The sequence below is a fragment of the Desulfarculus baarsii DSM 2075 genome (assembly GCF_000143965.1).
GTDB lineage: Bacteria > Desulfobacterota > Desulfarculia > Desulfarculales > Desulfarculaceae > Desulfarculus > Desulfarculus baarsii.
In genome coordinates, this window is the sequence record NC_014365.1 from 2644460 (window position 1) to 2667588 (window position 23129).

Below are 23129 nucleotides of genomic sequence, written 5' to 3' on the forward strand. Positions count from 1 at the left end.
CCTTGCTAGACTTTCGCCGATAAGCCAAAATTCGGACACCGAAACGCGAGGACGCTCGATGCCCATGGACTGGACCCCGCCGCCCAAAAACCCAGGCGGCGACAACGATTTCAACAAGCTGGTCGAGGAGCTGAAAAGCAAATTCGGCGGCCGGCGACCCAAGAGCGGCCTGCTGTGGCTGGCGTTGGCCGGGGCGTTGGCCATTGCCCTGGCCACCTCGTCGTACTACACCGTCGGCCCCGAGGAAACCGGGGTGGTGCAGCGTTTTGGCGCCTACAATCGCGAATCCGAGCCGGGCCTGCACTTCAAGTTGCCATTGGGCATAGAGCAGGTGACCAACGTCAAGACGCGGCGCGTCGAAAAAATGGAATTCGGCTTCAAGACCGCCCAGGTGGCGGCTCGGGGCAGCTTCCGCGACGCCGGTTCGGGCGAAACGGCGCTGATGCTCAGCGGCGACTTGAACGTCATCGACGTGCGCTGGATCGTGCAATATCGCATCCGCGACCCGAAAAAATACCTCTTTTCGATCCAAGAGCCCGAAACGGCCATCTGGGATCTGTCCCAGTCGGTGATGCGCCGCATCGTCGGCGACCGCTGGGCCGACGCGGTGCTGACCCTGGAACGCGCCGAGATCGCCATCCAGGCTCAAAAAGAACTGCAAGAGCTGCTGGATCACTACGACACCGGCGTGCAGATCGTCACCGTCAAGATGCAGGACGTCAACCCGCCCGACCCCGTGCGCTCGGCCTTCAACGAGGTCAACGAGGCCCGCCAGCAGAAAGAGCGCATGATCAACGAGGCCCAGGAGGCCTACAACCGCGAGATTCCCAAAGCCCAGGGCGACGCCAAGCGCATCGTCTCCGAGGCCGAGGGCTACGCCACCGAGACCGTCAACCGGGCCAACGGCGAGGCTCAGCGCTTCAGTTCGGTGCTGGCCAGCTATCAGAAGGCCAAGGACGTGACCAAAAAACGGCTATACCTCGAAGCCCTGCACGGGATGATCGCCGCGGCCAGTCGGGTTTACGTGGTCGACCAGAGCGTGCGCGGCCTGCTGCCGCACCTGGATATCGCCGCCGGCGCGCGGGGCAAGGAGGGCGGCAAATGAATCGCTCCAAGATGCTGATGCCGCTGGTGGCCCTGGCCGTGGCCCTGGCCTGGATCGGCCTGTCGTCGTTTTTCGTGGTGCCCGAGGGCCATCAGGCCATCATCACCCAATTTGGCAAGACCATCGGCAAGCCCTATCTCGACGCCGGGCTCTACTTCAAGCTGCCGGTGATCCAAAAAGTGCACATGTTCGAAAAGCGCCTGCTCAAGTGGGACGGCCGGCCCAACGAGATTCCCACCCTGGATAAAAAATACATCTTCGTCGACACCACCGCCCGCTGGCGCATCACCGATCCGCTGCGTTTTTTGCAGACGGTGGCCACGGTGGAGGGGGCCCAGAGCCGGTTGGACGACATCATCGACTCGGTGGTGCGCGACGCGGTCAGCCGGCATTTGCTTGTGGAGTTGGTGCGTTCATCCAACTGGAAGGACACCCCGCCGCCGGCTATCGTCGACGACGAGGGCGAGGGCAATCAGGCCTATTTGGCCGAGATGGCCAACCGCGGGCAAAACGAGCCGCCCCAGCGCCTGGGCCGCGAGCAGATCGTCCAGGAGATGATCGCCGACGCCAAGCGCCTGACGCCTGAAATGGGCCTGGAGGTGGTCGATATCCAGGTCAAGCGCATCAACTATGTAGATCAGGTGCAAAAGCGCGTCTTCGAGCGCATGATCTCCGAGCGCAAGCGCATCGCCAGCCAGTACCGCTCGGAGGGCGAGGGCGAAAAGCAAAACATCCTGGGCCGCATGAACAAAGAACTGGCCCGCATCCGCTCGGAGGCCTATCGCAAATCCCAGGAGATTCGCGGCCAGGCCGAGGCCACGGCCAACGACGTCTACGGCCAGGCCTTCAGCCAGGACGCCGAGTTCTACTCGTTGTTCAAAACCCTGGAGAGCTACCGCGCCGCCGGCGGCAACAACACCGAGCTGATTTTGTCCACCGACGGCGAATACTTCAAGTACGTCAAAAAGCCCCAGTGAGCCACGGCGGGCGCGGCCCGCGGCGTATTGCAAAAACTGGGGTCATGGTGTAATAAACTCCTTCGCGGGCCGCCTCGGCCCACGAAGGACAGCCTTGGGCCGCCTCTGGTGTTGACAGGAGGCCGGACGACTCCTATACTTGCTTCTCCTGCGATTCGGGGAGGAAAGATCAATCATGTACGCTGTAGTTGCCAATGGCGGCAAACAATACAAGCTTGAACCGGGCGAGGTGCTTCGCCTGGAAAAGATGGCCGGCGAGGTCGGCGACAATATCAGCCTGTCGCCGGTGCTGATGGTCGGCGGCGACGGCGAGCCCAAGATCGGCCAGCCTCACGTGGCCGGCGCGGTGGTCGAGGCCACCATCATCGAGCAGGGCAAGGCTCGCAAGGTTCTTATCTTCAAAAAGAAACGCCGCAAGGGCTATCGCGTCAAACGCGGTCATCGCCAGCACTTCACGGCGGTGCGCGTCACCGGCATTTCGGCCTAGGCGCGGCGGGGAGAACTAGCAATGGCGCACAAAAAAGCAGGCGGTTCGTCCCGCAACGGTCGCGACTCGGGCGGGCAGCGCCGGGGCATCAAGGCCGGCGAAGGCAAACTGATCACCGCTGGCAGCATCATCATCCGCCAGTTGGGCACGCTGATCCATCCCGGCGAGAATGTCGGCATGGGCCGCGACTACACCATCTTCGCCAAGGTCGACGGCAAGGTCAAGTTCGAGCGGCTGGGCAAGACCCGCAAAAAGGTCAGCGTCTACCCGGCCTAAGGCTGGCGGCCGTATTGATTCGGCGGCCCAGGTTGCGCCCATGCAGGGCGTTTGCCGGGCCGCCTGGCTTTTTTTGGGGGCCGGTGCGCCTCGCATGAACGGGCTGTCGGCATGAGGTTCATCGACGAAGCGACAATCGAGGTGACGGCTGGAAACGGCGGCGACGGCTGCGCCAGCTTTCTGCGCGAAAAATTCCGCCCCAGGGGCGGCCCCGACGGCGGCAACGGCGGCCGTGGCGGCGACGTGATCATCGTCGGCTCCAACCGGGTGGCCACCCTGGCCGACCACAGCTATCTGCGCCACTTCAAGGCCGGCCGGGGTGTGCATGGCCAGGGCTCGCAAAAGCACGGCCGGGCCGGCGAGGACAAGCGCGTCACCGTGCCCGTGGGCACACTGATCTACGACCAAGAAACCGGCGAGTTGCTGGCCGACATCGTGGCCGACGGCCAAGAGGTGATCGTGGCCAAGGGCGGCCGCGGCGGCTACGGCAACCTGCACTTTCTCAGTTCGACCAACCGCGCGCCCCGCCGGGCCGACCCCGGCAACGAGGGCGAAAAACGCACCCTGCGCCTGGAGCTGAAGCTACTGGCCCACGTGGGGCTCATCGGCCAGCCCAACGCCGGCAAGTCCAGCCTGGTGCGGGCCTTCAGCGCGGCCCGGCCCAAGGTGGCCGATTATCCCTTCACCACGCTCACGCCCAACCTGGGCGTGGCCCAGGTTCCCGGCGGCGATCCCTTCACCATCGCCGACATCCCCGGCCTGGTCGAGGGCGCCCACCAGGGCTCGGGCCTGGGCCTGCGCTTCCTCAAGCACGTCGAGCGCACGCGGTTGTTCGTCTACGTGGTTGACATGTCGGCCGACGACCCCTACAACGATCTGAGCACCATCATCGGCGAGCTTACGGCCTATGACCCGGAGCTTGGCCGGCGGGCCGGCGTGGTGGCGGCCAACAAGATGGATCTGGCTCAAGCAGCCGAGAATTTTGACGAGTTCGCCCAAAGGGCCCAGGCCGAGGGCATGCTGGTCTTTCCGTGCAGCACGTTGACCGGCCAGGGGCTCAAGGAGTTGCTGCTGCAAATCGCCGCGATGGTCGAGAGCCACGACGACGGCGGAGAAACCGATGACCAGGCCTGAAATCGTCGCCGCCGCCCGCCGCGTGGTCGTCAAGGTGGGCTCGGGCGTGCTCACCGGGCCCCAAGGCCTGGACAAGCGGCGGGTGGAGCTGCTCTCGGGCCAGTTGGCCCGCCTGCGCGCCGCCGGGCGCCAGGTTTTGTTGGTCTCGTCGGGGGCCATCGCCAGCGGCCGGGCCAAGGTCGGGCTGGCGGCGTTGCGCTCCATCCCCGAAAAGCAGGCCGCCGCCGCCCTGGGCCAAGCCGGCCTGATGCAGACCTACGAGGACGCCCTGGAGGCCCATGGCCTGCTGGCCGCCCAGATCCTGCTCACCGCCGGCGATCTGCGCTCGCGCCAACGCTATCTCAACGCCCGCAACACCATCAACACCCTGCTTGATTGGGGCGTAATCCCCATCGTCAACGAAAACGACACCGTGGCCGTCGACGAAATCAAGCTGGGCGACAACGACAACCTGGCGGCCATGCTCACCAATCTTTTGGGCGCGTCGCTGATGGTCAACCTGACCAACGTCGACGGCGTCCTCGACGCCGACCCCCGGACCAACCCCCAGGCCAAGCTGATCCCGGTGGTCGAGCGGGTCGACGCGGCCCTGCTCAAGGCGGCCAGCACCCAGCCCGGCGCGGTGGGCCGCGGCGGCATCTTCAGCAAGGTCAAGGCCGCCGACAAGGTCGCCCGCTGCGGGGCCTGCACCATCGTGGCCAACGGCATGGTCGACGACATCCTCGACCGCCTTTTCGCCGGCCAGGAGTTGGGCACCTTTTTTCTGGCGCGCAGCCACCCGCTCTCCAGCCGCAAGCACTGGATCGCCTTCACCGCCTGCCAAAACCAGACCGGCGTGATCGTCGTCGATCAGGGCGCGGTGGCGCCCATCAGCGCCGGCGGCAAGAGCCTGCTGGCCGCCGGGGTCAGCGCGGTGCGCGGCCGCTTCGGGCCGGGCGCGGCGGTCAAGGTCATCGGCCCCGACGGCCGCACCATCGGCGTGGGCCTGTGCAACTACTCCAGCGCCGACCTGGAAAAGATCAAGGGCCTGCGCAGCGTCGAGATCGAACACAGCCTGGGCCACAAGGACTTCGACGAGGTGATCCACCGCGACAATCTGGTGGTCTTTGGCCCCGACGAAAAGGAGAGCGTGGAATGTCTGCTGAGCAACTAGTGGCCCGCGTCTGCGCCCAGGCCCGCCAGGCCGCGCGCCGGGTCGCCGTGGCCCCCTCCGACCGCAAGAACGCCGCCCTGCTGCTGCTGGCCAAGCTCATCGAGCAAAACAAGGCCGCGCTCCAGGCCGAAAACGCCATCGACGTGGCCGCCGGCCGCGAGGCCGGGCTCAGCGCGGCCATGATCGACCGCCTGACGCTCTCCGACGGCGTGATCGCCGGCATGGCCCAGGGCCTGCGCGAGGTGGCCGCCCTGCCCGACCCCGTGGGCGAGATGACGGCCATGTGGCGGCGGCCCAACGGCCTGCAAGTGGGCCGTCAGCGCATCCCCCTGGGCGTGATCGGCTTTATCTACGAGTCGCGGCCCAACGTCACCGTCGACGCGGCGGCGCTGTGCCTCAAGAGCGGCAACGCCGTGGTGCTCAAGGGCGGCAAGGAGGCCCTGCGCTCCAACCTGGCCCTGGGCCGGCTCATCGCCCAGGCCCTGGAGCAAAGCCAACTGCCCGCCCACGCCGTGCAGGTCATCGACACCACCGACCGAGCGGCCACCCTGGCGTTGCTCAAGCAAGACGAATTGATCGACGTGATCATCCCCCGGGGCGGCGAGAGCCTGATCCGCTTCGTGGCCGCCGAGTCACGCATTCCGGTGCTCAAGCACTACAAGGGCGTCTGCCATGTCTTTGTCGACCGCGGCGCCGACATCGCCATGGCCATCGACATCTGCGTAAACTCCAAGTGCCACCGCCCCGGCGTGTGCAACGCCATGGAGACCATGCTCGTCCACGCCGACATCGCCGAGTCGTTTTTGCCCCGTTGCGCCGAGGCGCTGATCCTGCGCGGCGTGGAGCTGCGCGGCTGCCCCCGCACGCTGGCCATCGCGCCCCAGGCCAAGCCAGCCAACGACGACGACTGGCCCGCCGAGTTTCTCGACCTGATCCTGGCGGTCAGGGTCGTCGATTCGCTGGAGGAGGCCATGGACCACATCGCCCGTTACGGCAGCCAGCACACCGAGGCCATCGTCACCCGCGATTACGCCCGGGCCCGCCGCTTCATCGACGGGGTGGATTCGTCGCTGGTGCTGGTCAACGCCTCGACGCGCTTCAACGATGGCGGCCAGCTTGGTTTGGGGGCCGAGATCGGCATCAACACCAGCAAGCTCCACGCCTTCGGGCCCATGGGCCTCACCGAGCTGACCACGACCAAGTTCGTGGCCCTGGGCAACGGACAGGTGCGCCAGTAGTGGCCGGGAAAATCGCCATCTTCGGCGGGACTTTCGACCCGATCCACATCGCCCACCTGCGAGGGGCCATCGAAGTGGCCGAGGCCCTGGATCTGCCCCAGGTGCGCTTCGTGCCCTGCGCCACCCCGCCCCACCGCAAGGACGTGCGGGCCAGCCTGGAGCACCGCCTGGCCATGTGCCGCTTGGCCGTGGAGGATCATCCCCTGCTGGCCGTCAGCGACATGGAGGCCTCGCGGGGGGGGGTCAGCCGCACGATCGACACCCTGCGCCTGCTGCGCGAGGCCAACCCCGAGGCCGCGATATACTTCATCATCGGGGCCGACGCCTTTTTCTATCTGCACACCTGGTACGAGGCGCGGCGGCTTTTCGACTACGCCGATTTCGTGGTCATGGACCGGCCCCGCGCCCCGCGCCTGGAGCTTTTGGACTACATGCGCGAGCGCCTCGACCCCAGCTTCGCCCCGGCCGAGAACGGCTGGGTGCGCCTGCCCGGCGGCGGTCACGGCGCGCGCCGCGTGCTGACCACCCTTCTGGACGTCTCCAGCACCTACACCAAACGCAAGGTGGCCCGGGGCCGCTCCATTTCATTCCTTGTGCCGCAAAAGGTCGAGGCTTATATTAAAGACATGAAACTCTATCAGGACCAAGACAACCCCCTATGAGCGACCGTCAAACCCCCAGGCCGCGCCCGCCCCGGCCCCAGTCGGTCGAAGACCTGGCCAAGCTTTGCGCGGCGGCCGCCCTGCAAAAAAAGGCCCAGGATCTGATCGTGCTGGATGTGGGCCAACTGGCCGGATACGCCGACTATTTCATCATCGCCACCGGCCGCTCCACCCGCCAGGCCCAGGCCATCGCCGAAAACGTGGCCCGCGTCTGCAAAAAAGCCGGCCGCCCGCCCATGGGCGAGGAAGGCCTGCGCGAGGGCCGCTGGGCCCTGCTTGATTTCGGCGACGTGGTGGTGCATGTCTTTTACGAGCCGGTGCGCGTTTTCTACGACCTGGAATCGCTGTGGGGCGACGCCCCCCGCCTGGAGTTCGACCCCCAAGAACTGACCGCCGCCCTCCCGCCGGAGGCCGAAAGCAGCCCCGGCGCAATCGTTTGGGACGACTGATAAAAATGACCGCCAAACAACCCGTGGCGCTGGTCATCCTCGACGGCTTCGGCCTGGCCCCGGCCGGGCCGGGCAACGCCGTGACCCTGGCCAAGACGCCATTCATCGACTCGCTTTTGGCCAAGTGGCCCCACGCCAAGCTGCAATGCGCGGGCCTGGCCGTGGGCCTGCCGGCCGGCCAGATGGGCAACTCCGAGGTCGGCCACCTCAACCTGGGCGCGGGCCGGGTCATCTACCAAGACATCACCCGCATCAGCAAGGCCATCGACGATGGCGACCTGGCGCGCAATCAGCCGATCATGGCCGCCATGGCCGCGGCCAAGGCCGACGGCGCGGCCCTGCATCTGCTGGGCCTGCTCAGCGATGGCGGCGTCCACTCGCTGCAAAGCCACCTGGAGGCCCTGATCGCCCTGGCCGCCGCCCAGGGCGTGGAGCGCATCCTTGTCCACGCCATCCTCGACGGCCGCGACACCCCGCCCGACTCGGGCGCGGGCTATCTGCGCCAACTCGTGGATTTCCTGGAGGCCTATCCCCAGGCGGCCATCGCCACCGTCAGCGGCCGTTTCTGGGGCATGGACCGCGACAAACGCTGGGACAGGGTCGAGCGGGCCTGGCGGGCCATGGTCGAGGGTCAGGGCGCGATGCAGGCAGACCCGGTGCTGGCCGTGGAGGAGGCCTACTCCAGGGGCGAATACGACGAATTCATCGAGCCCATGGTCATGATCGACCATCAGGGCCGACCCCTGGGCCAAGTGCGCGACGGCGACGCGGTGATCTTTTTCAACTTTCGCGCCGACCGCGCCCGCGAACTGACCTGGGCCTTCAACCAGCCCGACTTCGCCGGCTTCGATGTGGGCCGGCGGCCCAAGCTGGCGATTTACGTCTGCATGACCCAATACGACGAGCACCTGGACGCGCCCGTGGCCTTCCCGCCCCAGAGCATCGAGATGACTCTGGCCGAGGCGCTCAGCGTCGCCGGCCTGCGCCAACTGCACATCGCCGAGACCGAAAAATACGCCCACGTGACGTTTTTCCTCAACGGCGGCCGCGAGGAACCCGTGCCCGGCGAGGACCGCGTGCTGGTGCCCTCGCCTGGCGAGGTGCGCACCTACGACGAAAAACCGCAGATGAGCGCGCCCGAAGTCACCGCCGAGGTGCTTGCGCGCATCGACTCTGGCCTGTACGATTTTATCGTCATCAACTACGCCAACGGCGACATGGTCGGCCACACCGGCGTACTGTCGGCGGCGATCAAGGCCGTCGAGACCCTGGACGCCTGCCTGGCCCGGGTGGTTCCGGCCGTGCTGGCCAAGGGCGGCAAGCTCATCGTCACCGCCGACCATGGCAACGCCGAACAGATGATCGACCCGATCAGCGGCGGGCCCTACACCGCCCACACCATCGACAACCCCGTGCCGCTGATATTGATCGACCCAACGCGCCAAAACGCCAAGCTGGCCGACGGCGCGCTCTGCGACGTGGCTCCGACGCTGCTAACGCTCTTGGGGCTGCCGCGGCCGGCCCAGATGACCGGCCACTGCCTGATCACGACCGTTTGAGGGAGGCTACATGGCCAGACGCATTCTGGTCTATCTGCTGGCCGCGGCCCTGGGCCTGGGCGCTCTGCCCTGCCCGCCGGCCCTGGCCCTGTCCCTGGAGGAAGAACGCAAACTGGGCCAACAGGCCTATCAGGAAGTCGTCAACGCCATCCCCATGGTCACCGACCCCGAGGTGGTCGACTACATCCAGAAGCTGGGGGCCAAGCTGGTGGCCCATCTGCCCGAGAAGGAATTCGAATATCGCTTCTACGTGGCCGACTCCAGCGAGATGAACGCCTTCGCCATCCCCGGCGGCTATATCTTTTTCTATCGGGGCATGATCACTTCCCTGGACAACGAGGCCGAACTGGCCGGCATCATGGCCCACGAAATGGGCCACGTCTGGCGGCGGCACATCGCCAAGCGCATGGACAAGGCCCTGCCCGGCAGCGTCCTATCCATGGCCGGCATGGTCACGGGCATTTTGCTGGGGGCCCTGGCCGGCGCGCCCCAGCTTGGCTCGGCCATCACCTTCGGCTCGATGGCCGGCAACATCCAGCAGCAACTGGCCTTCAGCCGCACCGACGAGGCCGAGGCCGACTGGGCCGGCCACAAGATCATGACCGCCGCCGGCTACCCCGGCCAGGAGATGGCCAAGACCTTCCGCCGCATGTGGCGCATGGAACAACAAATGGGCGTCAATCTGCCCACCTACATGCGTTCGCACCCCCAGAGCCCCGAACGCATGGAGGCCATCGAGAATCTTGTCCGCCGCGACCCGCCCTACAAGGGTCATTTCGACAACAACCGTTTCGATCACGTCAAGCTGCGGCTGATCGCCCTCTATGACCCGCCCGACACCGCCGCCGACACCTTGGCGGCCATGGCCCGCGAAAAGCCCGGCTCGCCACTGCCGCTCTATGGCCAGGCCCTGCTCAGCATGAGAAAGCGCGACTATGACCAGGCCTTGCGCATTCTCGACGAGATGGAGCGCAAATGGCCCGGCGACCAGGACGCGCTCAAGGAACGAGGCCTGTGCCTGGTGCGCGTGGGCCGGCTGGACGAGGCCAAGAGCGTCCTCGACGCGGCCCTGACCAAAGACCCGGGCAACCCGCAGATTTTGTTCGCCATCGGCGAGGCCTACGCCCACAGCGGCCAGGACGACGTGGCCGCCAGCGCCTTCCGCCGGGTGGTGCAGGCCCAGCCCGAAAACCTCGAGGCGCGGCGCATGTTGGGCACGTCCCTGGGCCGAGCCGGCAACCTGGGCGAGGCGGCCTTGCAGTTGGGTCTGACCTTCAAGCAGGAAAACAACGAACGCCTGGCCCGCTATCACCTGGAGCGCGCGGTCAGTCAGTTGGCCGATCGGCCCGAACTCAGGCAAGAGGCCCAAAAGGCCCTCAACGAACTCAACGACCCCGGCGAGATGGAAAAGCGCAAGCGCAAGCCTGGCCCCGAGCAAGAAGAAGAGCAACGCGACGACCCCCGCGCGCCGTGGATCGGCCCAGGGATCAGCGGCCAGCGTAGCGCGCCGCGCGACTTTTGAAGCCGGGCGTTACGGCTGGGCCCTAACGCCGCTTTTCGTCCACCCGGTCGTAGTGGCTGAATTGCATGGTGAAAACCGCCCGGCCCTGGGTGGCCGAACGCAGGCTGGTGGAATAGCCGAACATCGCCCGGAGCGGGGCCTTGGCCTGGACCACGGTCACGCCCTGGCGCGGCTCGATGGCCTCGATCGACCCGCCGCGCGCGTTCATGTCGCCGATGACCTCGCCCATGAACTCTTCCGGCGCCAGCACCTCCACCAGCATAACCGGCTCCAGCAGCATGGGCTGGGCCGCGTCCAGGGCCCGACGCATGGCCAACGAACAGGCCATGCGCATGCCCAACTCGGTGCTCAACCCCGGCGTGAAGGCCCCGCCAAGCACGACCACGCCCGTGTCCACCACGGGGTAGCCCATCACCGGGCCGCTGGCCAGTGACTCCATGGCCGCCCGCTCCAGCATGGCGTGCAGGGCCTGGGGAACGGCCTCTTCGGCGGCCTCCACGCGGAAGGTGTTGCCGCCGCCCCTGGGGTTGGGCGCCAGGGTCAGGACGACCTGGCCCAGCTCGCGGTGGCCGCCCAACTCGCGGTCGAAGGTCTCCTCGACCCGCGCCGCCTCGCCGATGGTCTCGCGGTAGACGACCTGGGGCCGGCCCACGTTGACCTTGAGGTTGAACTCGCGCTCCATGCGGTGAACCAGCACTTCCAGGTGCAGTTCGCCCATGCCGCTGATGATGGTCTGGCCGGTGTCCTGGTCGACGCGGAAGCGGAAGGTGGGGTCTTCGTCGGCCAGGCGGATCAGGCACTGATCCAGCTTGTCCTGGTCGCCGACGGTGTTGGGCTCGACGGCCACCGAGATCACCGGCTCGTAGACCTGGATGGGATCCAGGAGGATTGGCCTATCCTTGGCCGAAATGGTGTCGCCGGTGCTGGTGTCCTTGAGGCCCATCACGCCGACGATCTCGCCGGCCTTGGCCTCTTCGACGCGCTCGCGCTTGTTGGCGTGCATGCGTAAAATGCGCGAAATCTTCTCGCTGCGGCCCTTGACCACGTTGAAAACGTCGGCCCCGGTCTGCAACTGGCCAGAATAGATGCGCAAATACACCAGCTTGCGGCCTTGGTCCATCTGGATTTTGTAGGCCAACGCGGCCAAGGGGGCCTTGTCGTCGGCCAGGCGCATCTCCACTTCGCCGCTCTGGGGGTTGACGCCCTCCACCGGCGGGATGTCCAACGGCGAGGGCAGATAGTCGACCACGGCGTCGAGCACCGGCTGCACGCCCTTGTTGCGCAGGGCGCTGCCGGCGAACACCGGCACGTGGGCCAGCGACAGGCAGCCTCGCCGCACCGCCGCCTTGATGTCTTTAGGGGGGATTTCTTCCTCGGCCAGGTAGCGTTCCATGACCGAGTCGTCGACCTCGGCGCAGGCCTCCAACAGGCGCTCGCGACCCTGGGCGGCGGCCTCGGCCATCTCGGCGGGGATGGGCCCGCGGCTGAAAGTCGCGCCCTGATCGGCCTCGCTCCAGGTGATGGCCTCCATGGTCAGCAGGTCGACGACCCCGCGAAAGCGTTCCTCGGCGCCCCAGGGGATGGTCAGCGGCAGGGGGTTGGCGCCCAATTTGTCGCGCATCTGGCCCAGGACACACTCGAAATCGGCGCCGATGCGGTCCATCTTGTTGATAAAGGCGATTTTGGGCACGTTGTAGCGGTCGGCCTGCCGCCAGACCGTTTCGGACTGGGGCTCCACGCCGCCGACGGCGCAGAAGACGGCGACCACGCCGTCGAGCACGCGCAGCGACCGTTCGACCTCGATGGTGAAGTCGACGTGGCCGGGCGTGTCGATGATGTTGAGCCAATGGCCGTTCCACTGGCAGGTGGTGGCGGCGCTGGTGATGGTGATGCCCCGCTCCTGCTCTTCCTCCATCCAGTCCATCACGGCCGCGCCGTCGTGCACCTCGCCGATCTTGTGGGTGCGCCCGGTGTAGAAAAGCACGCGTTCGGTGAATGTGGTCTTGCCCGCGTCGATGTGGGCGACCACGCCGAAGTTCCGTGTCTTTCGCAATCTCGCCTCGCCGGCCATACTGCGCCTTTCCGCTTGGAGCTTCTGGGAATTGGGCAAACTTACCCTTAACCGGCATGCCGGTCAACGATATGTTACGCGCGGGCGTGGCCCTGTCAAGTCAACGGCCCTGGCGTTAACGCCCCGCCCGTGTTACCCTGACTGGGGCAGCAAGGGAGTGATGATCGACCCATGACCACCGGCCAGCGCCTGCGCGAAATTCATGACCGCCTCTTTGCGGCTTACGGCCCCCAATATTGGTGGCCGGGCGAGACGCCCTTCGAGGTGATGGTTGGGGCGGTTTTGACGCAAAACACCAACTGGACCAACGTCGAGCGGGCCATCGCCAACCTCAAGGCGGCCGACGCGCTGTCGCCAGCGGCCATGGCCGCCCTGGCCCCGGCCGAGCTGGCCGAATTGATCCGGCCGGCCGGTTACTACAACATCAAGGCCGCCCGCCTGGGCCACCTGCTGCGGACCATGGAGGCCCACCGCGAAGGCGGTTTGAGCCGCCTGCTGGCCCGGCCCACCGACGAGTTGCGCCATAAGCTGCTGGCCACCAAGGGCGTTGGCCCCGAAACCGCCGACAGCATCCTACTCTACGCCGCCGGCCGGCCCATCTTCGTCGTCGACGCCTACACTTTTCGCATCCTGGGCCGTCACGGGCTGGCCGACGAATCCATGGGCTATTTCGACCTGCAAGAGGCGGTCATGGACGCCACGCCCCACGACGCCGCCTTTTACAACGAATTTCACGCCCTGCTGGTGCGCCTGGGCAAACAGCGCTGCAAAAAAAGCAAACCCCTGTGCCAGGGTTGCCCTCTGGAAGATTTTTAGGCAAACTTGCCCCAACCGCGCGGCAAATGATATAACCGCCCATGGACAGGCGGTTATTCCCAAGGAGAAAGCACGATGAACGACCGCTTCACCGGAAACGGGCCAGGCCTGGACGCCTCCTCGCCAAGCTTCGGCGCTGACGGCCCCTCACTGGATTCCGGCGACTTTTCGCCCCGCCAGGCCAACGCCAACCCTCTGCCGCCGGCCAAACCGACCACCACGCCGCCGCCGCTGGGTTTGGTGGCCTTGGCGTGCTCGGTGGCGGCTTTGCTGCTCAGCCTGTTCACCCTGTGGCTCGTCCCCGGCGAAGCCCCCGCACCGCCGCCGCCACCGCCCCAACCCCAAAATATCGTCGGAAAGCCGCCCCAACCGGCTCAGATGTCGGCCATCGCCGCGCGCCTGGGCCGCCTGGAGCAGCAAGTGGTGGTCTTGGCCCGCGGCAACCGGCCGGCCGCCGACAGCGGCGACGTGACCCAACTGCGGCGTCAAATCCAACAACTGCAGGCCGCCGTGGCCGAGTTGTCCAGCAGGCCGGCCAGCCAGCCCAAACGCGCGGCAAAAGCAAAAGCCGAAAGCGCGCCGAGCGCCAAGAGCGTCACGCACACCGTGCGCCGTGGCCAGACGCTCACGGCCATCGCCACACAGTACGGCGTGAGCGTGGCCGATCTGAAAAAATGGAACAACATCAAGGGCCAAAACATTCTGATAGGCCAAAAGCTGACCATCAACAAGGCCCGCTGAGGCTTGGTCGGGCGCGCCGGCCAAGCCCGCCCGGAGAGAGGACGCCATGGGCTCCAGCCCGACCAAATTGACCGGCGCATACTATGCCGGCGTTGGCCGCGGCCCATTTTACGAAGACGACCTGTTTTTCGCCCAGGTGCTTTCGGGCGGCAACACCTTGGCCGTGGCCGCCGTGGCCGACGGCATGGGTGACGGCCTGGGCGGATTGCACGCCGCCCAAACGGCGATCGGCGTGGTCAAGAGCCTGCTGCTGGCCAGGCTCTACAGCCTGCGCGGCCGTCGCCTGAGCGAGTTGGAACTCGGCGAGTTGCTCAAGGAGTCGCTGCAAAAGGCCAACGCCCAGGTGCTCAAGCAAAGCATCCAGGCTCCCATGGGCGCGACCCTCACCGTGGCCGTGTTCACCGACGAATTCATCATCCTGGGCCACGTGGGCGATTGCCGGGCCTATCGCCTCTCCGACGGCCAACTGGAGCGCCTGACCCAGGACCACGCCGTGGGCATCGCCCTGACCCGCCGCCTGGGCAAGGATCCGACCATGCAGATCGACCTGCGGGTGGAGGCCATCGCGCCGGGCCAGATCTACATCTTGTGCAGCAACGGCTTGCACGGCCAACTGGGCGAGGACGAAATCACCCGAGCCCTGGAAACCACGCCGACCTTGGCCGACGGCTGCGTGCGCCTGGCCTGCCGCGCCCTGGCCAAGGGCGGGGCCGAGGCCGACAGCGCCTCGATTGTCGGCGTGGAGGTGGGCCAATACCCCAGGCGGCCGGAGATCGGCTCACTGGCCGTTGACGAGCTGGCGCTGAGCCTCGCCGAGGCCGAACCGGTCGCCGAGGCGGCGCGCCAAGAGCCGCCGCCAAACATCCGCGCGCCCGAGCCGCCGCCGCGCTTTGAAGCGCCGCCTCGCGACAAGCCGCCCGCCCGGCGTCGCGATCGGACGCAAATGGCGGCGTTGTTGGGCCTGGGGCTTTTAGCCACGCTGGCGCTGGCCCTGCTGGTGTTGGGCGTGCTTTCCGGCCTGCAAGAAACCCAAGGGCCGAGCCAACCGGAAGCGCCGGCCAGCTTTGCCTGGCCCAAGCTGCTGGTGGGGCTGATCGCTCTGGGCCTGCCCGTGGCCAGTCTGCTCTGGTGGCGCATGGGTGGCGGCTCAAAAGCCTTGCGTCAGGCCTTTGAACGATTCAGGCTGAAATAGACCCGCCGCCGGCGAGGCCCCGGGCCGGACCATCAACCAGAACAAACACGGGAACACGGGCCTGTGGCGACAAACCCGGACGCTGGTCAGCAAGCGGTGACCGCGAAAATCACGGCCCTTGCCCTCGGCCGCCTGGCCGACCCCAACCAACGCGCCAAGGCGCTGGTTTTCACTTTGTTGCTGGCCTTGGTCGCGGTCTATTCGGCCATTGTCCCGCCGCTGCAGTCGCCAGACGAATGCAGCCACCTCAAACGCGCCTATCTGTTGACGCGCGGCGTCATCATGCTCGACGTCCATCCCACGCACGGATCGGGCGGCATGATCGACCAGGGATTGGCCGCGTTTATCGCCGCGCACCTGTATTTGCCACACAACGAAGGCAACACAGTGACACGGGCCATGCAGCGGTCGGCCAACGATATTGCATGGACGAAAAAAACGGTTTTCGAACCGGCGCCCGGCGCCGGATATTATTTCCCGCTGATCTACGCGCCCCACGCCATCGGCTTGGGCCTTGGCGAGTTATTCGGCCTCAGTTTATATCATTCATATCTGTTGACGCGCTTTACGCTGTCAGCCACCTGCCTGGCCTTGATATTCCTCGCCTTGGGCATATATCGCCCCAACTTTCTGGTGCTGACGCTGCTGCTTCTGCCCATGAGCGTTTTTCAGTTGGCAACGGTCAACATCGATGGCTTGACCACGGCGCTGACGCTTGTCGCGGTCGGTTTGTTTTTGCGCGTGGCCGACCGCCGACTCGAGTTCAGACCGTGGATGAGCCACGCCATGGCCGTGGCTGTGTTCATTCTGGTCACCTGCCGACCCCACCTGCTGCCGCTGCTGGCCTTGCCGTTTGTCTGCGCCCTGCTGCGCCGATCCAAGCGCGATCTGCTGCTTGGCCTGCTGGTGACCGTCGCCTCGCTGGGCTGGATCGGCCTGTCCATGTCGATCACCATGGACCTGCGCCAATCCCGTGACTTGGGCGTCAGCCAACTGCTGCTATTTTACCTGACGCATCCACGCGTTTTTTTCAGCTTGTTATGGAACACCTTGCAAAATGACGATTTGCTGCTTTTTTATCGTGAATCATTCATCGGCGTGCTGGGTTGGCTCGACGCCAAACTGGCTGATCACTACTATGCGGCGACATCGTATTTCCTGATTTTCACGGCGCTTATCTCGCTATCAATCAATAATATTCGCCAAGATTATCCGGCACGGCTGCTATTGCTTTTCATGGCGCTTGCATCGCTTGCGCTGATATTTTTCGCGCTGCTCATCGCCTGGACACCCCACCCATCAAAGGTCATCACCGGCGTGCAGGGCCGTTACTTCATCACGCCGGCGATCATCTTTGCCTACGCCCTAAGCGGTTCGGCAAACGTTTTCAGCCTCAAGCGGCCAGCCTTGGCCTCGCCGGCCATTGCCGCCTGGTTTATCGCCAGCGCTTATCATCTGGCCCACACGCTTGTTTTGCGCTATTACGCCACGCAAGGCTGAATACAATCACCGCCAAACAGATAACGCCCAGCCAAAAGCCATCGCCCGCAAAACCAGCTTGCGCGGTTTCGCGGGCGATGATTCGCCGCGGCTGGACGTCAGGCGATTACGAACCGCCCGGCTCCCGCCGCCGGCGTGACTCCAGCGCGCGGGCGATGGTCAGCCCGTCGATGTATTTCAAGTCGCCGCCCACGGGCATGCCGTAGCCCAGCCGGCTGATCAACAGCCCCGGCCGGGCCAGGCTCTGGGCGACCAGATCGGCGGTGGCCTCGCCCTCGACGGTGGAGTTGGTGGCGATGATCAATTCGCGCACGCCCTCGGCCGCCCGCCGCGTCAAGGCGTCCAGACCCAGTTGGCCCGGTCCCACGCCATCCAACGGCGAAAGCGCCCCGGACAACACGAAATAGAGCCCCCGATAGGCCCCGGCCGCCTCCATGGCCGCCAGGTCGGCCGGCGACTCGACCACGCAGAGCAGCCCGGAATCACGGGCCGGGTCGGCGCAGATGGCGCATGGATCGCGGTCGGCCAGGTTGCGACAGCGCGCGCAGGTGTTGACCTCCGCGCCCACCCGCGCCACCGCCGCGGCCAGGGCCCGCGCCTCCTCGGGCCGGGCCCGGGCCAGATGCAGGGCCAGGCGCTCGGCGGTCTTGCGGCCGATGCCAGGCAAGCGGCACAGCGCGCCCATGAGGTTCTCGACGGCGCGGGGATACACGGCGCGTTACATCAGGCCGGGAATGGACATGCCGCCGGTGAGCTTGCCCATCTCTTCCTGCATCATCTCCTGGGCCCGGCGCTGGGCCTCGCGCACCGAGGCGATGACCAGGTCACAGAGCATGTCCACGTCCTGGGGATCGACCACCTCCTGGTCCAGGCGCAGGGCCATCAGCTCGCCCCGGCCATTGACCGTGGCCTCGACCATGCCGCCGCCGGCTTGGGCCGAAACTTGACGCTCGGCCAATTCCTCTTGCATTTTCAGCATCTTCTGCTGCATCTTCTGGGCTTGCTTGACCAGGTTGCCCATGCCGCCCCGGGGAATCATCTATCTTGCTCCTCGATCTGGTTGGTTCATTTTTGCTCGATGGGATTGATGGCCACCACTTCGGCCTCGAAGACCTCCATGGCCACCCGCACCGCCGGGTGCTCGGCCACGCCGGACACCTGCTCCAGGGTCTGCCTGGTCGGCGGCGGCGGAGGCTCCTCCCGCCCCGGCGTCAGGCTGACCGCCCTGGGCGCGCCCCACAGATCGGCGGCGGCGGCGGACAACTTGGCCTCGTGTTCGGCGTTGCAATAGCGCGCCGCCGGGCCTGGCGGCATGGTGATGGCCAGGCCGTCGCCGCGCCCGGCCGCCACGGCCCGCGCCAGATAACTGCCAAAAACCGGCTCGCCCCGGCCGACAAACTCGGCCAACTGGCGCAGCGCCGTTTCGGGCGATGGCATGGCCTTGGCCGCGGCCGGCTGGACCGACGGAGACTGGACAGCGGCCGGCTGTGGATCGGCCACGGCGCGCGGCACGGCCTGGCCGGGCGCCTCGGCCCCGGCGGCCAGGCGGGTGATGATCTCATCCAGGGCCAACACCGGCCGCACCTGGGTCAGCTTGAGCAGGGTCATCTCCATGACCAAGCGCGGCTGGCTGGCCCGGCGGAACATCTCCTCGCCGGCGGCCAGGTGGTCGAAGATCTCGTGCAGGGTTTCGGGGCTGTGGGCCTGGGCCTGGCGCGAAAGCTCGGCGATTTCCTCGGCGGTCAGGCCGAACAGGTCGGCCCCGGGCGGAGCGCTCTTGGCCGCGGCCAGGTTGCGGAAATGCTCCATCAGCGCGCCGTAAAATGCCTGCATCTCGCCGCCGGCCGCGTAGACCCGCGAGACCAGCTCCAGCACCTGCCCGGCGTCGGCGGCCAAAACGGCCTCGGCCGTGCGCCAGACCATCTCATGGTCGATCAGCCCCAGCAGTTGCACCACATCCTGGTGGCGGAGGCCCTGTCGGCCCACGCTGAGCACCTGATCCAACAAGCTGAGGCTGTCGCGCACCGAGCCGTCGGCCTCGCGGGCCAGCAGGGCCAGACTCTCCGGCGGCAGATCGAAGCCCTCGGCCTGGCAGACGCCGGCCAGGTGTTCGGTCAGCACTCGGGGCGCCAAGCGTCTGAAATCATAGCGTTGGCAGCGCGAAAGAATGGTCAGGGGCACCTTGTGCGCGTCGGTGGTGGCCAGGATGAACACCGCGTGTTCCGGCGGCTCCTCGAGGGTTTTGAGCAAGGCGTTGAAGGCGGCCTTGCTGAGCATGTGCACTTCGTCGAGGATCGTCACCCGGTGGCGCGCCGACTGAGGGCGGAAGCGAATCACCTCGCGCAGCTCACGCACGTCCTCCACACGCGAATTGCTGGCCGCGTCGATCTCTTGCACGTCCACGGCCCGGCCCTCGTCGATCTCGCGGCAGTGGACGCACACACCACAGGGCTGATCGGTGGGGCCTTGCTGACAGTTGAGGGCCTTGGCCAAGATGCGCGCCACCGACGTCTTGCCCACGCCGCGCGGCCCCGTGAAGCAAAACGCGTGGGCCACCCGGCCGCTGGCGATGGCCCCGGCCAGGGTGGCGGTCACGTGCTCTTGGCCCACCACCTGCGAAAAGGTGGCCGGCCGATGCTTGCGGGCCAGGACTAGATAGCTCACGCGGGGGGCGCTCCGATGCGCGCGTCAGGCGCAACTATTTGATTTGTATCTGTTTTGTCAGCCAACGACCTCGATAACCATAACATTGCCCGTCCGCGCTGTCAATCGGCCCACCGCAAAATACTCATTGCCTGATGAGGCTCAAGCCCTTGCGGCCGGTGGCCTGTTGGATCTTGCGCAGATTCTCGCGGGCCTGGTCCTTGGACGTGCAGCAGGCGGCCACCACCCGCAGCCAGGCCTTGCCCTTGAGCCTGACTTTTTTGACACTGGCCGAAAAGCCCTTGGCTTTCAGCAAGTTCACGTCGCCATCGGCGCTGGCTTTTTTGAGGTTGGACGAAAACAGCACCGCCCACTGACCGCCAGTCGTGGCGGCTGGCGCGGCGGTGGGCGCGGCCACCGGCGGCGGCAACGGGCTCTGGGCCGGCGGCGCTTCGACCAGCGGCGGAGCGGCCTCCAAGCCGGCCAGAGCCGCGCGCATCTCGGCCACGGCCCGCTCGCGGGGGTAATCGGGCCGCTCGGGGCCCACCGTGGCCCGCTCCACGCCGGTTTGCCAGACACGGCGGGCCACCTCGGGCTGTCCGCTGTCTTGGTAGATCAGGCCAAGCTGATAATATGCCTGGTATAAGTCAGGATCGGCCTGAAGGGCCCGTTGCAGCTCACGGGCGGCGGCGTCGGCCTCGTTGGCCGCCTTCATGGTCAGAGCCTTGTCGTAGTGGGCCAGGGCCTTGGCGTCGTCCGGGCCGGCCACGGCCGGGGCCTCCTTGCCCGCGCAGCCCACCAAGCCCAACAACAGCGCCACCAGGGCCACGGCCAAAACATCGCGCCCCAACATTCGCTCCTCCCATCCCTTCAACGCCCTCAGCGGCGTCGTCACAGGATAACACGGCCTAGCCCCGAGGCCAAGCCGCTACTTGGAGCCGGGGTCGTCGGTGTGCTCGTCGCCGGTGGGCGGGGGGTCGAGCTTTTTGCCGTTACGGGTAATGGGCACCACGTGGCCGCCGCCGTGGCTCATGCGGTCGATGGGTTGTTTCTTGCCGCCCAGCCGCTCGCGGGACCAACGCTTTTGCCGGCGCTGAACCTCGGCCGGATCGTAGAAACGCATCCAGTCTTCTTGATAATGCCACAGATCCTGCTCGGGGTTGCGAAAGGCCCACTCCACGTCCTCGGGGCCGAAGCCGGCCAGGTACCACGAGTCTTGGTTGCGGATGACGTTTTCCTCGCGGGCAAAGCTGAGCAGGGCCAGACGATAATCCACGCGGCGGAAATCCAGAAGGATTTGGCCGGCCAACTGCCGCACGACGCGGTCCTCGCCCTCGTCCATGAAACGCTCGCCGATGATACGGAAGACATGGGCGGCGCTTTCCGGGCTGTCGATGCTGATGGCGGCCAGACCCTTCATGGCCAGGTCGCGAGCCGACCAGCCGGCCGAACCGTCGCGGCAGACCGCCGTCAGCCCGGCGATGGCCTTGGGGCCCAGCTTGCCAAAGATCGCCGGCAGCAGTTCGGTGACCCAGTCGCAATCAAAGGCGTCGGACCAGCGCAGCACCGCCAGCATCGGCAAAACGGCGTCGTCGTCGCCACGCAGGCCCAGGATGTAGGAGCAGTGCACCACCGCCCACCACTCCGGCAACTCGCTCAACCAACTCTGCTTGTCCATGACCACTTGGGCCAGATAGGGCAACAGGCTGTCACGGCTGGCGATTTCCTGGACGGCTTCCAGGTCCAGGCGGTCTTCGGCCCAGAACAGCATCTCGAAAAGTTGCTCGTCGCCAAGGGTTGTGTAATCGAAGCGGGGCTGCATGGATTCCTCTCGGATGGGGCGGCGGAAAGCAGTTGTCCGCCATGCCGTTAGCCTTCAATATACCCCAGGGCCTTTTGCCTTACAACCAGCAAACAGGAGCATAAAAAATGGCCATAATCCAATTTTCGGTGGCCCCGTTGGGCACGGGCCAGACAAGCCTCTCCAGCTATGTTGCCGATATTCATCGCGTCTTGGCGGAAGAAGGCATCGAGGCCCAACTGACGCCCATGAGCACGATCATCGAAGGGCCGTTGGAAACGCTTTTGGGCGTCATAGCCAAAGTTCACGAGCTGCCCTTCGCCAGCGGCGCCGACCGGGTGTTGACGGTCATACAGATAGACGACCGCCGCGACAAGCCGGCCGCGGCCGCGGCCAAGGTGGCCAGCGTGCGCGAAAAATTGGGCCGGGCCTGAAAAGACTTGTCATCAACGGGAGTCTAGGCTAATCTATGGCGGGAGGCAATGATGACCTGGCGGTGGACCACCAAACATTGGCGCGCAACCCTGACGGCCGCCCTGCTGACCCTGGCCTTGATCGTGACCGGCTGCGTCAAAAATCCGGTCAGCGGCGCGGAGGAATTCTCGCTGATGAGCGAGGACCAGGAGTTGGCCAAGGGCGCGGAGCTTTATCCAAAATATACACAGCAATTCAACGGGTTGCCCGCCGATGACCCAGGCTTGCAGGCCTACGTGCGGCGGGTTGGCGGCTGGCTGGCCAAAAACAGCCACCGCCCCGAGTTGCCGTGGGAGTTCAACGTCGTCAACTCCAGCCAGATCAACGCCTACGCCATCCCCGGCGGCAAGGTGTCCATCACCCGCGGGCTGATCACCCGCATGAACAGCGAAGACGAACTGGCCTTCGTGCTGGGGCACGAGATCGGCCACGTGGCCGCGCGCCATTCGGCGGCTCAATACACCCGTGGCGTATTGGTCACCGCCGCCGTGCTGGGCGTGGCCATCGCTGTTTCCGATAGCGATTATCGTGAGTTGGGCGTAATGGCCGCCAACGTCGGCGGCGTGTTGCTCTTGGCCAGCTACTCCCGCGATCAAGAGCGCGAGGCCGACGCCCTGGGCATGGAGTACATGGCTCGCGCCGGCTACAACCCCAAGGCCGCCGTGGACGTGCTGAACCTGTTTCAATCGCTGCAAAAGCGCGAGCCCAGCGCCGTCGAGACCTTGCTGGCCAGCCACCCGCTCAGCGCCGAACGCATCGAAAACGCCGGCGACGATCTGAAAATCAAGCTGGGCTGGGCCACGGCCCGCGCCTACAACACCCGCGACTTCAACCAGGCCCTGGCGCGGCAAAAGGCCCGCAAGCCGGCTTACGCGGCCATGGATAAAGCCGACGACGATTATCAAGCCAAACGCTACGACCGGGCGGCCCAAAATTATCGCCAGGCCAGCGCCATGCTGCCCCAGGAGGGCCTGTTCAAGGCCAGGCTGGCCCGCGTCGAGTTGGACCTGCGCCAATTCGGCCCGGCCCTGGAGCACGCCCGCCAGGGCGCGACCCTGCGGCCCGACCTCTACGAGACCAACCACGTCCTGGGCGCGGCCTATCTGGTCAACAACCAGTTCGGCCCGGCCCTGGCGGCCACCAAAAACGCCGAGACATTCCTGGCCAACAACGACAATCGTTTTCTGATCGGCCTGTGCTACGAAAAGCTGGGCGAGCGCGACAAGGCCAAGGCCATCTACCAGGCCGTGCGCCAGCTTGACCCCAAAGGCCAAGCCGGCGATTACGCGGCCAAACGCCTGCGCGCCCTGCGCTGAGCGGGCCGGCCCC

General features: G+C 66.1%; 23 protein-coding genes. 17 read left to right on the top strand and 6 right to left on the bottom strand.

Annotation, left to right across the window (positions count from 1 at the left end; translation table 11 throughout):
- Positions 1-58: 58 nt before the first annotated feature.
- From hflK to DEBA_RS12025, 11 genes are all read left to right on the top strand, one after another.
- Positions 59-1105: an FtsH protease activity modulator HflK gene (hflK, locus tag DEBA_RS11975; RefSeq protein WP_013259198.1), complete on the top strand. Its 1047-nt coding sequence runs from the start codon at positions 59-61 to the stop codon at positions 1103-1105.
- Complete coding sequence (hflC, locus tag DEBA_RS11980) at positions 1102-2082, top strand: protease modulator HflC (RefSeq protein WP_013259199.1); 981 nt, start codon at positions 1102-1104, stop codon at positions 2080-2082. The genes hflK and hflC overlap by 4 nt, the downstream gene beginning before the upstream one ends.
- 175 nt (positions 2083-2257) lie before the next feature.
- Positions 2258-2569, top strand: coding sequence for a 50S ribosomal protein L21 (gene rplU, locus DEBA_RS11985; protein WP_013259200.1), 312 nt, complete (start codon positions 2258-2260; stop codon positions 2567-2569).
- Between the two features lie 21 nt (positions 2570-2590).
- Positions 2591-2845 (top strand): 50S ribosomal protein L27, encoded by a 255-nt coding sequence (gene rpmA / locus DEBA_RS11990; RefSeq protein ID WP_013259201.1) that lies wholly within the window; start codon positions 2591-2593, stop codon positions 2843-2845.
- 111 nt (positions 2846-2956) lie between these two features.
- Positions 2957-3979 carry a GTPase ObgE gene (gene obgE, locus DEBA_RS11995; protein WP_013259202.1) on the top strand — a complete coding sequence of 341 codons (1023 nt, stop codon included), beginning with the start codon at positions 2957-2959 and terminating at the stop codon, positions 3977-3979.
- Positions 3966-5132 (top strand): glutamate 5-kinase, encoded by a 1167-nt coding sequence (gene proB, locus DEBA_RS12000; protein WP_013259203.1) that lies wholly within the window; start codon positions 3966-3968, stop codon positions 5130-5132. Before obgE ends, proB begins: the two co-directional genes overlap by 14 nt.
- Positions 5114-6370: a glutamate-5-semialdehyde dehydrogenase gene (locus DEBA_RS12005; protein ID WP_013259204.1), complete on the top strand. Its 1257-nt coding sequence runs from the start codon at positions 5114-5116 to the stop codon at positions 6368-6370. The genes proB and DEBA_RS12005 overlap by 19 nt, the downstream gene beginning before the upstream one ends.
- On the top strand, positions 6370-7032 hold the full coding sequence (nadD, locus tag DEBA_RS12010; RefSeq protein ID WP_013259205.1) for a nicotinate-nucleotide adenylyltransferase: 663 nt from the start codon (positions 6370-6372) through the stop codon (positions 7030-7032). Before DEBA_RS12005 ends, nadD begins: the two co-directional genes overlap by 1 nt.
- Positions 7029-7481, top strand: a complete 453-nt coding sequence (gene rsfS, locus DEBA_RS12015) for a ribosome silencing factor (protein WP_013259206.1) — start codon at positions 7029-7031, stop codon at positions 7479-7481. The genes nadD and rsfS overlap by 4 nt, the downstream gene beginning before the upstream one ends.
- Before the next feature lie 5 nt (positions 7482-7486).
- The gene (gpmI, locus tag DEBA_RS12020) at positions 7487-9040 is read left to right on the top strand and encodes a 2,3-bisphosphoglycerate-independent phosphoglycerate mutase (RefSeq protein ID WP_013259207.1); all 1554 of its coding nucleotides are present in this window, start codon (positions 7487-7489) and stop codon (positions 9038-9040) included.
- A 10-nt stretch (positions 9041-9050) separates the two neighbouring features.
- The gene (locus tag DEBA_RS12025) at positions 9051-10562 is read left to right on the top strand and encodes a beta-barrel assembly-enhancing protease (protein ID WP_013259208.1); all 1512 of its coding nucleotides are present in this window, start codon (positions 9051-9053) and stop codon (positions 10560-10562) included.
- Between the two features lie 22 nt (positions 10563-10584).
- On the opposite strand, the gene fusA is transcribed toward DEBA_RS12025, so the two are convergent.
- The gene (gene fusA, locus DEBA_RS12030) at positions 10585-12633 is read right to left on the bottom strand and encodes an elongation factor G (RefSeq protein WP_013259209.1); all 2049 of its coding nucleotides are present in this window, start codon (positions 12631-12633) and stop codon (positions 10585-10587) included.
- Positions 12634-12804: 171 nt separating this feature from the next.
- On the opposite strand from fusA, the gene DEBA_RS12035 reads away from it, so the two are divergent.
- The 4 genes from DEBA_RS12035 (at position 12805) to DEBA_RS12050 (ending at position 16882) form a co-directional block, all read left to right on the top strand.
- Positions 12805-13449 carry an endonuclease III domain-containing protein gene (locus tag DEBA_RS12035; protein WP_013259210.1) on the top strand — a complete coding sequence of 215 codons (645 nt, stop codon included), beginning with the start codon at positions 12805-12807 and terminating at the stop codon, positions 13447-13449.
- Between the two features lie 75 nt (positions 13450-13524).
- The gene (locus DEBA_RS12040) at positions 13525-14190 is read left to right on the top strand and encodes a LysM peptidoglycan-binding domain-containing protein (RefSeq protein WP_013259211.1); all 666 of its coding nucleotides are present in this window, start codon (positions 13525-13527) and stop codon (positions 14188-14190) included.
- Positions 14191-14236: 46 nt separating this feature from the next.
- The gene (locus tag DEBA_RS12045) at positions 14237-15382 is read left to right on the top strand and encodes a PP2C family protein-serine/threonine phosphatase (protein ID WP_013259212.1); all 1146 of its coding nucleotides are present in this window, start codon (positions 14237-14239) and stop codon (positions 15380-15382) included.
- 96 nt (positions 15383-15478) lie between these two features.
- On the top strand, positions 15479-16882 hold the full coding sequence (locus DEBA_RS12050) for a DUF2142 domain-containing protein (protein ID WP_043814439.1): 1404 nt from the start codon (positions 15479-15481) through the stop codon (positions 16880-16882).
- A 106-nt stretch (positions 16883-16988) separates the two neighbouring features.
- On the opposite strand, the gene recR is transcribed toward DEBA_RS12050, so the two are convergent.
- The 5 genes from recR to DEBA_RS12075 form a co-directional block, all read right to left on the bottom strand.
- Positions 16989-17594, bottom strand: coding sequence for a recombination mediator RecR (gene recR / locus DEBA_RS12055; protein WP_280985128.1), 606 nt, complete (start codon positions 17592-17594; stop codon positions 16989-16991).
- Positions 17595-17600: 6 nt separating this feature from the next.
- The gene (locus DEBA_RS12060) at positions 17601-17921 is read right to left on the bottom strand and encodes a YbaB/EbfC family nucleoid-associated protein (protein WP_013259215.1); all 321 of its coding nucleotides are present in this window, start codon (positions 17919-17921) and stop codon (positions 17601-17603) included.
- Between the two features lie 26 nt (positions 17922-17947).
- On the bottom strand, positions 17948-19546 hold the full coding sequence (dnaX, locus tag DEBA_RS12065) for a DNA polymerase III subunit gamma/tau (RefSeq protein ID WP_013259216.1): 1599 nt from the start codon (positions 19544-19546) through the stop codon (positions 17948-17950).
- A gap of 124 nt (positions 19547-19670) precedes the next feature.
- The gene (locus DEBA_RS12070) at positions 19671-20378 is read right to left on the bottom strand and encodes an SPOR domain-containing protein (RefSeq protein WP_013259217.1); all 708 of its coding nucleotides are present in this window, start codon (positions 20376-20378) and stop codon (positions 19671-19673) included.
- 75 nt (positions 20379-20453) lie between these two features.
- Positions 20454-21347, bottom strand: a complete 894-nt coding sequence (locus tag DEBA_RS12075; RefSeq protein WP_013259218.1) for a hypothetical protein — start codon at positions 21345-21347, stop codon at positions 20454-20456.
- A 107-nt stretch (positions 21348-21454) separates the two neighbouring features.
- Here DEBA_RS12075 and DEBA_RS12080 point away from each other — a divergent pair, with 107 nt between their 5' ends.
- Both DEBA_RS12080 and DEBA_RS17210 read left to right on the top strand, forming a co-directional pair.
- On the top strand, positions 21455-21760 hold the full coding sequence (locus DEBA_RS12080; RefSeq protein ID WP_013259219.1) for an MTH1187 family thiamine-binding protein: 306 nt from the start codon (positions 21455-21457) through the stop codon (positions 21758-21760).
- Positions 21761-21808: 48 nt separating this feature from the next.
- Complete coding sequence (locus DEBA_RS17210) at positions 21809-23116, top strand: M48 family metallopeptidase (protein ID WP_050762343.1); 1308 nt, start codon at positions 21809-21811, stop codon at positions 23114-23116.
- Positions 23117-23129: the final 13 nt, after the last annotated feature.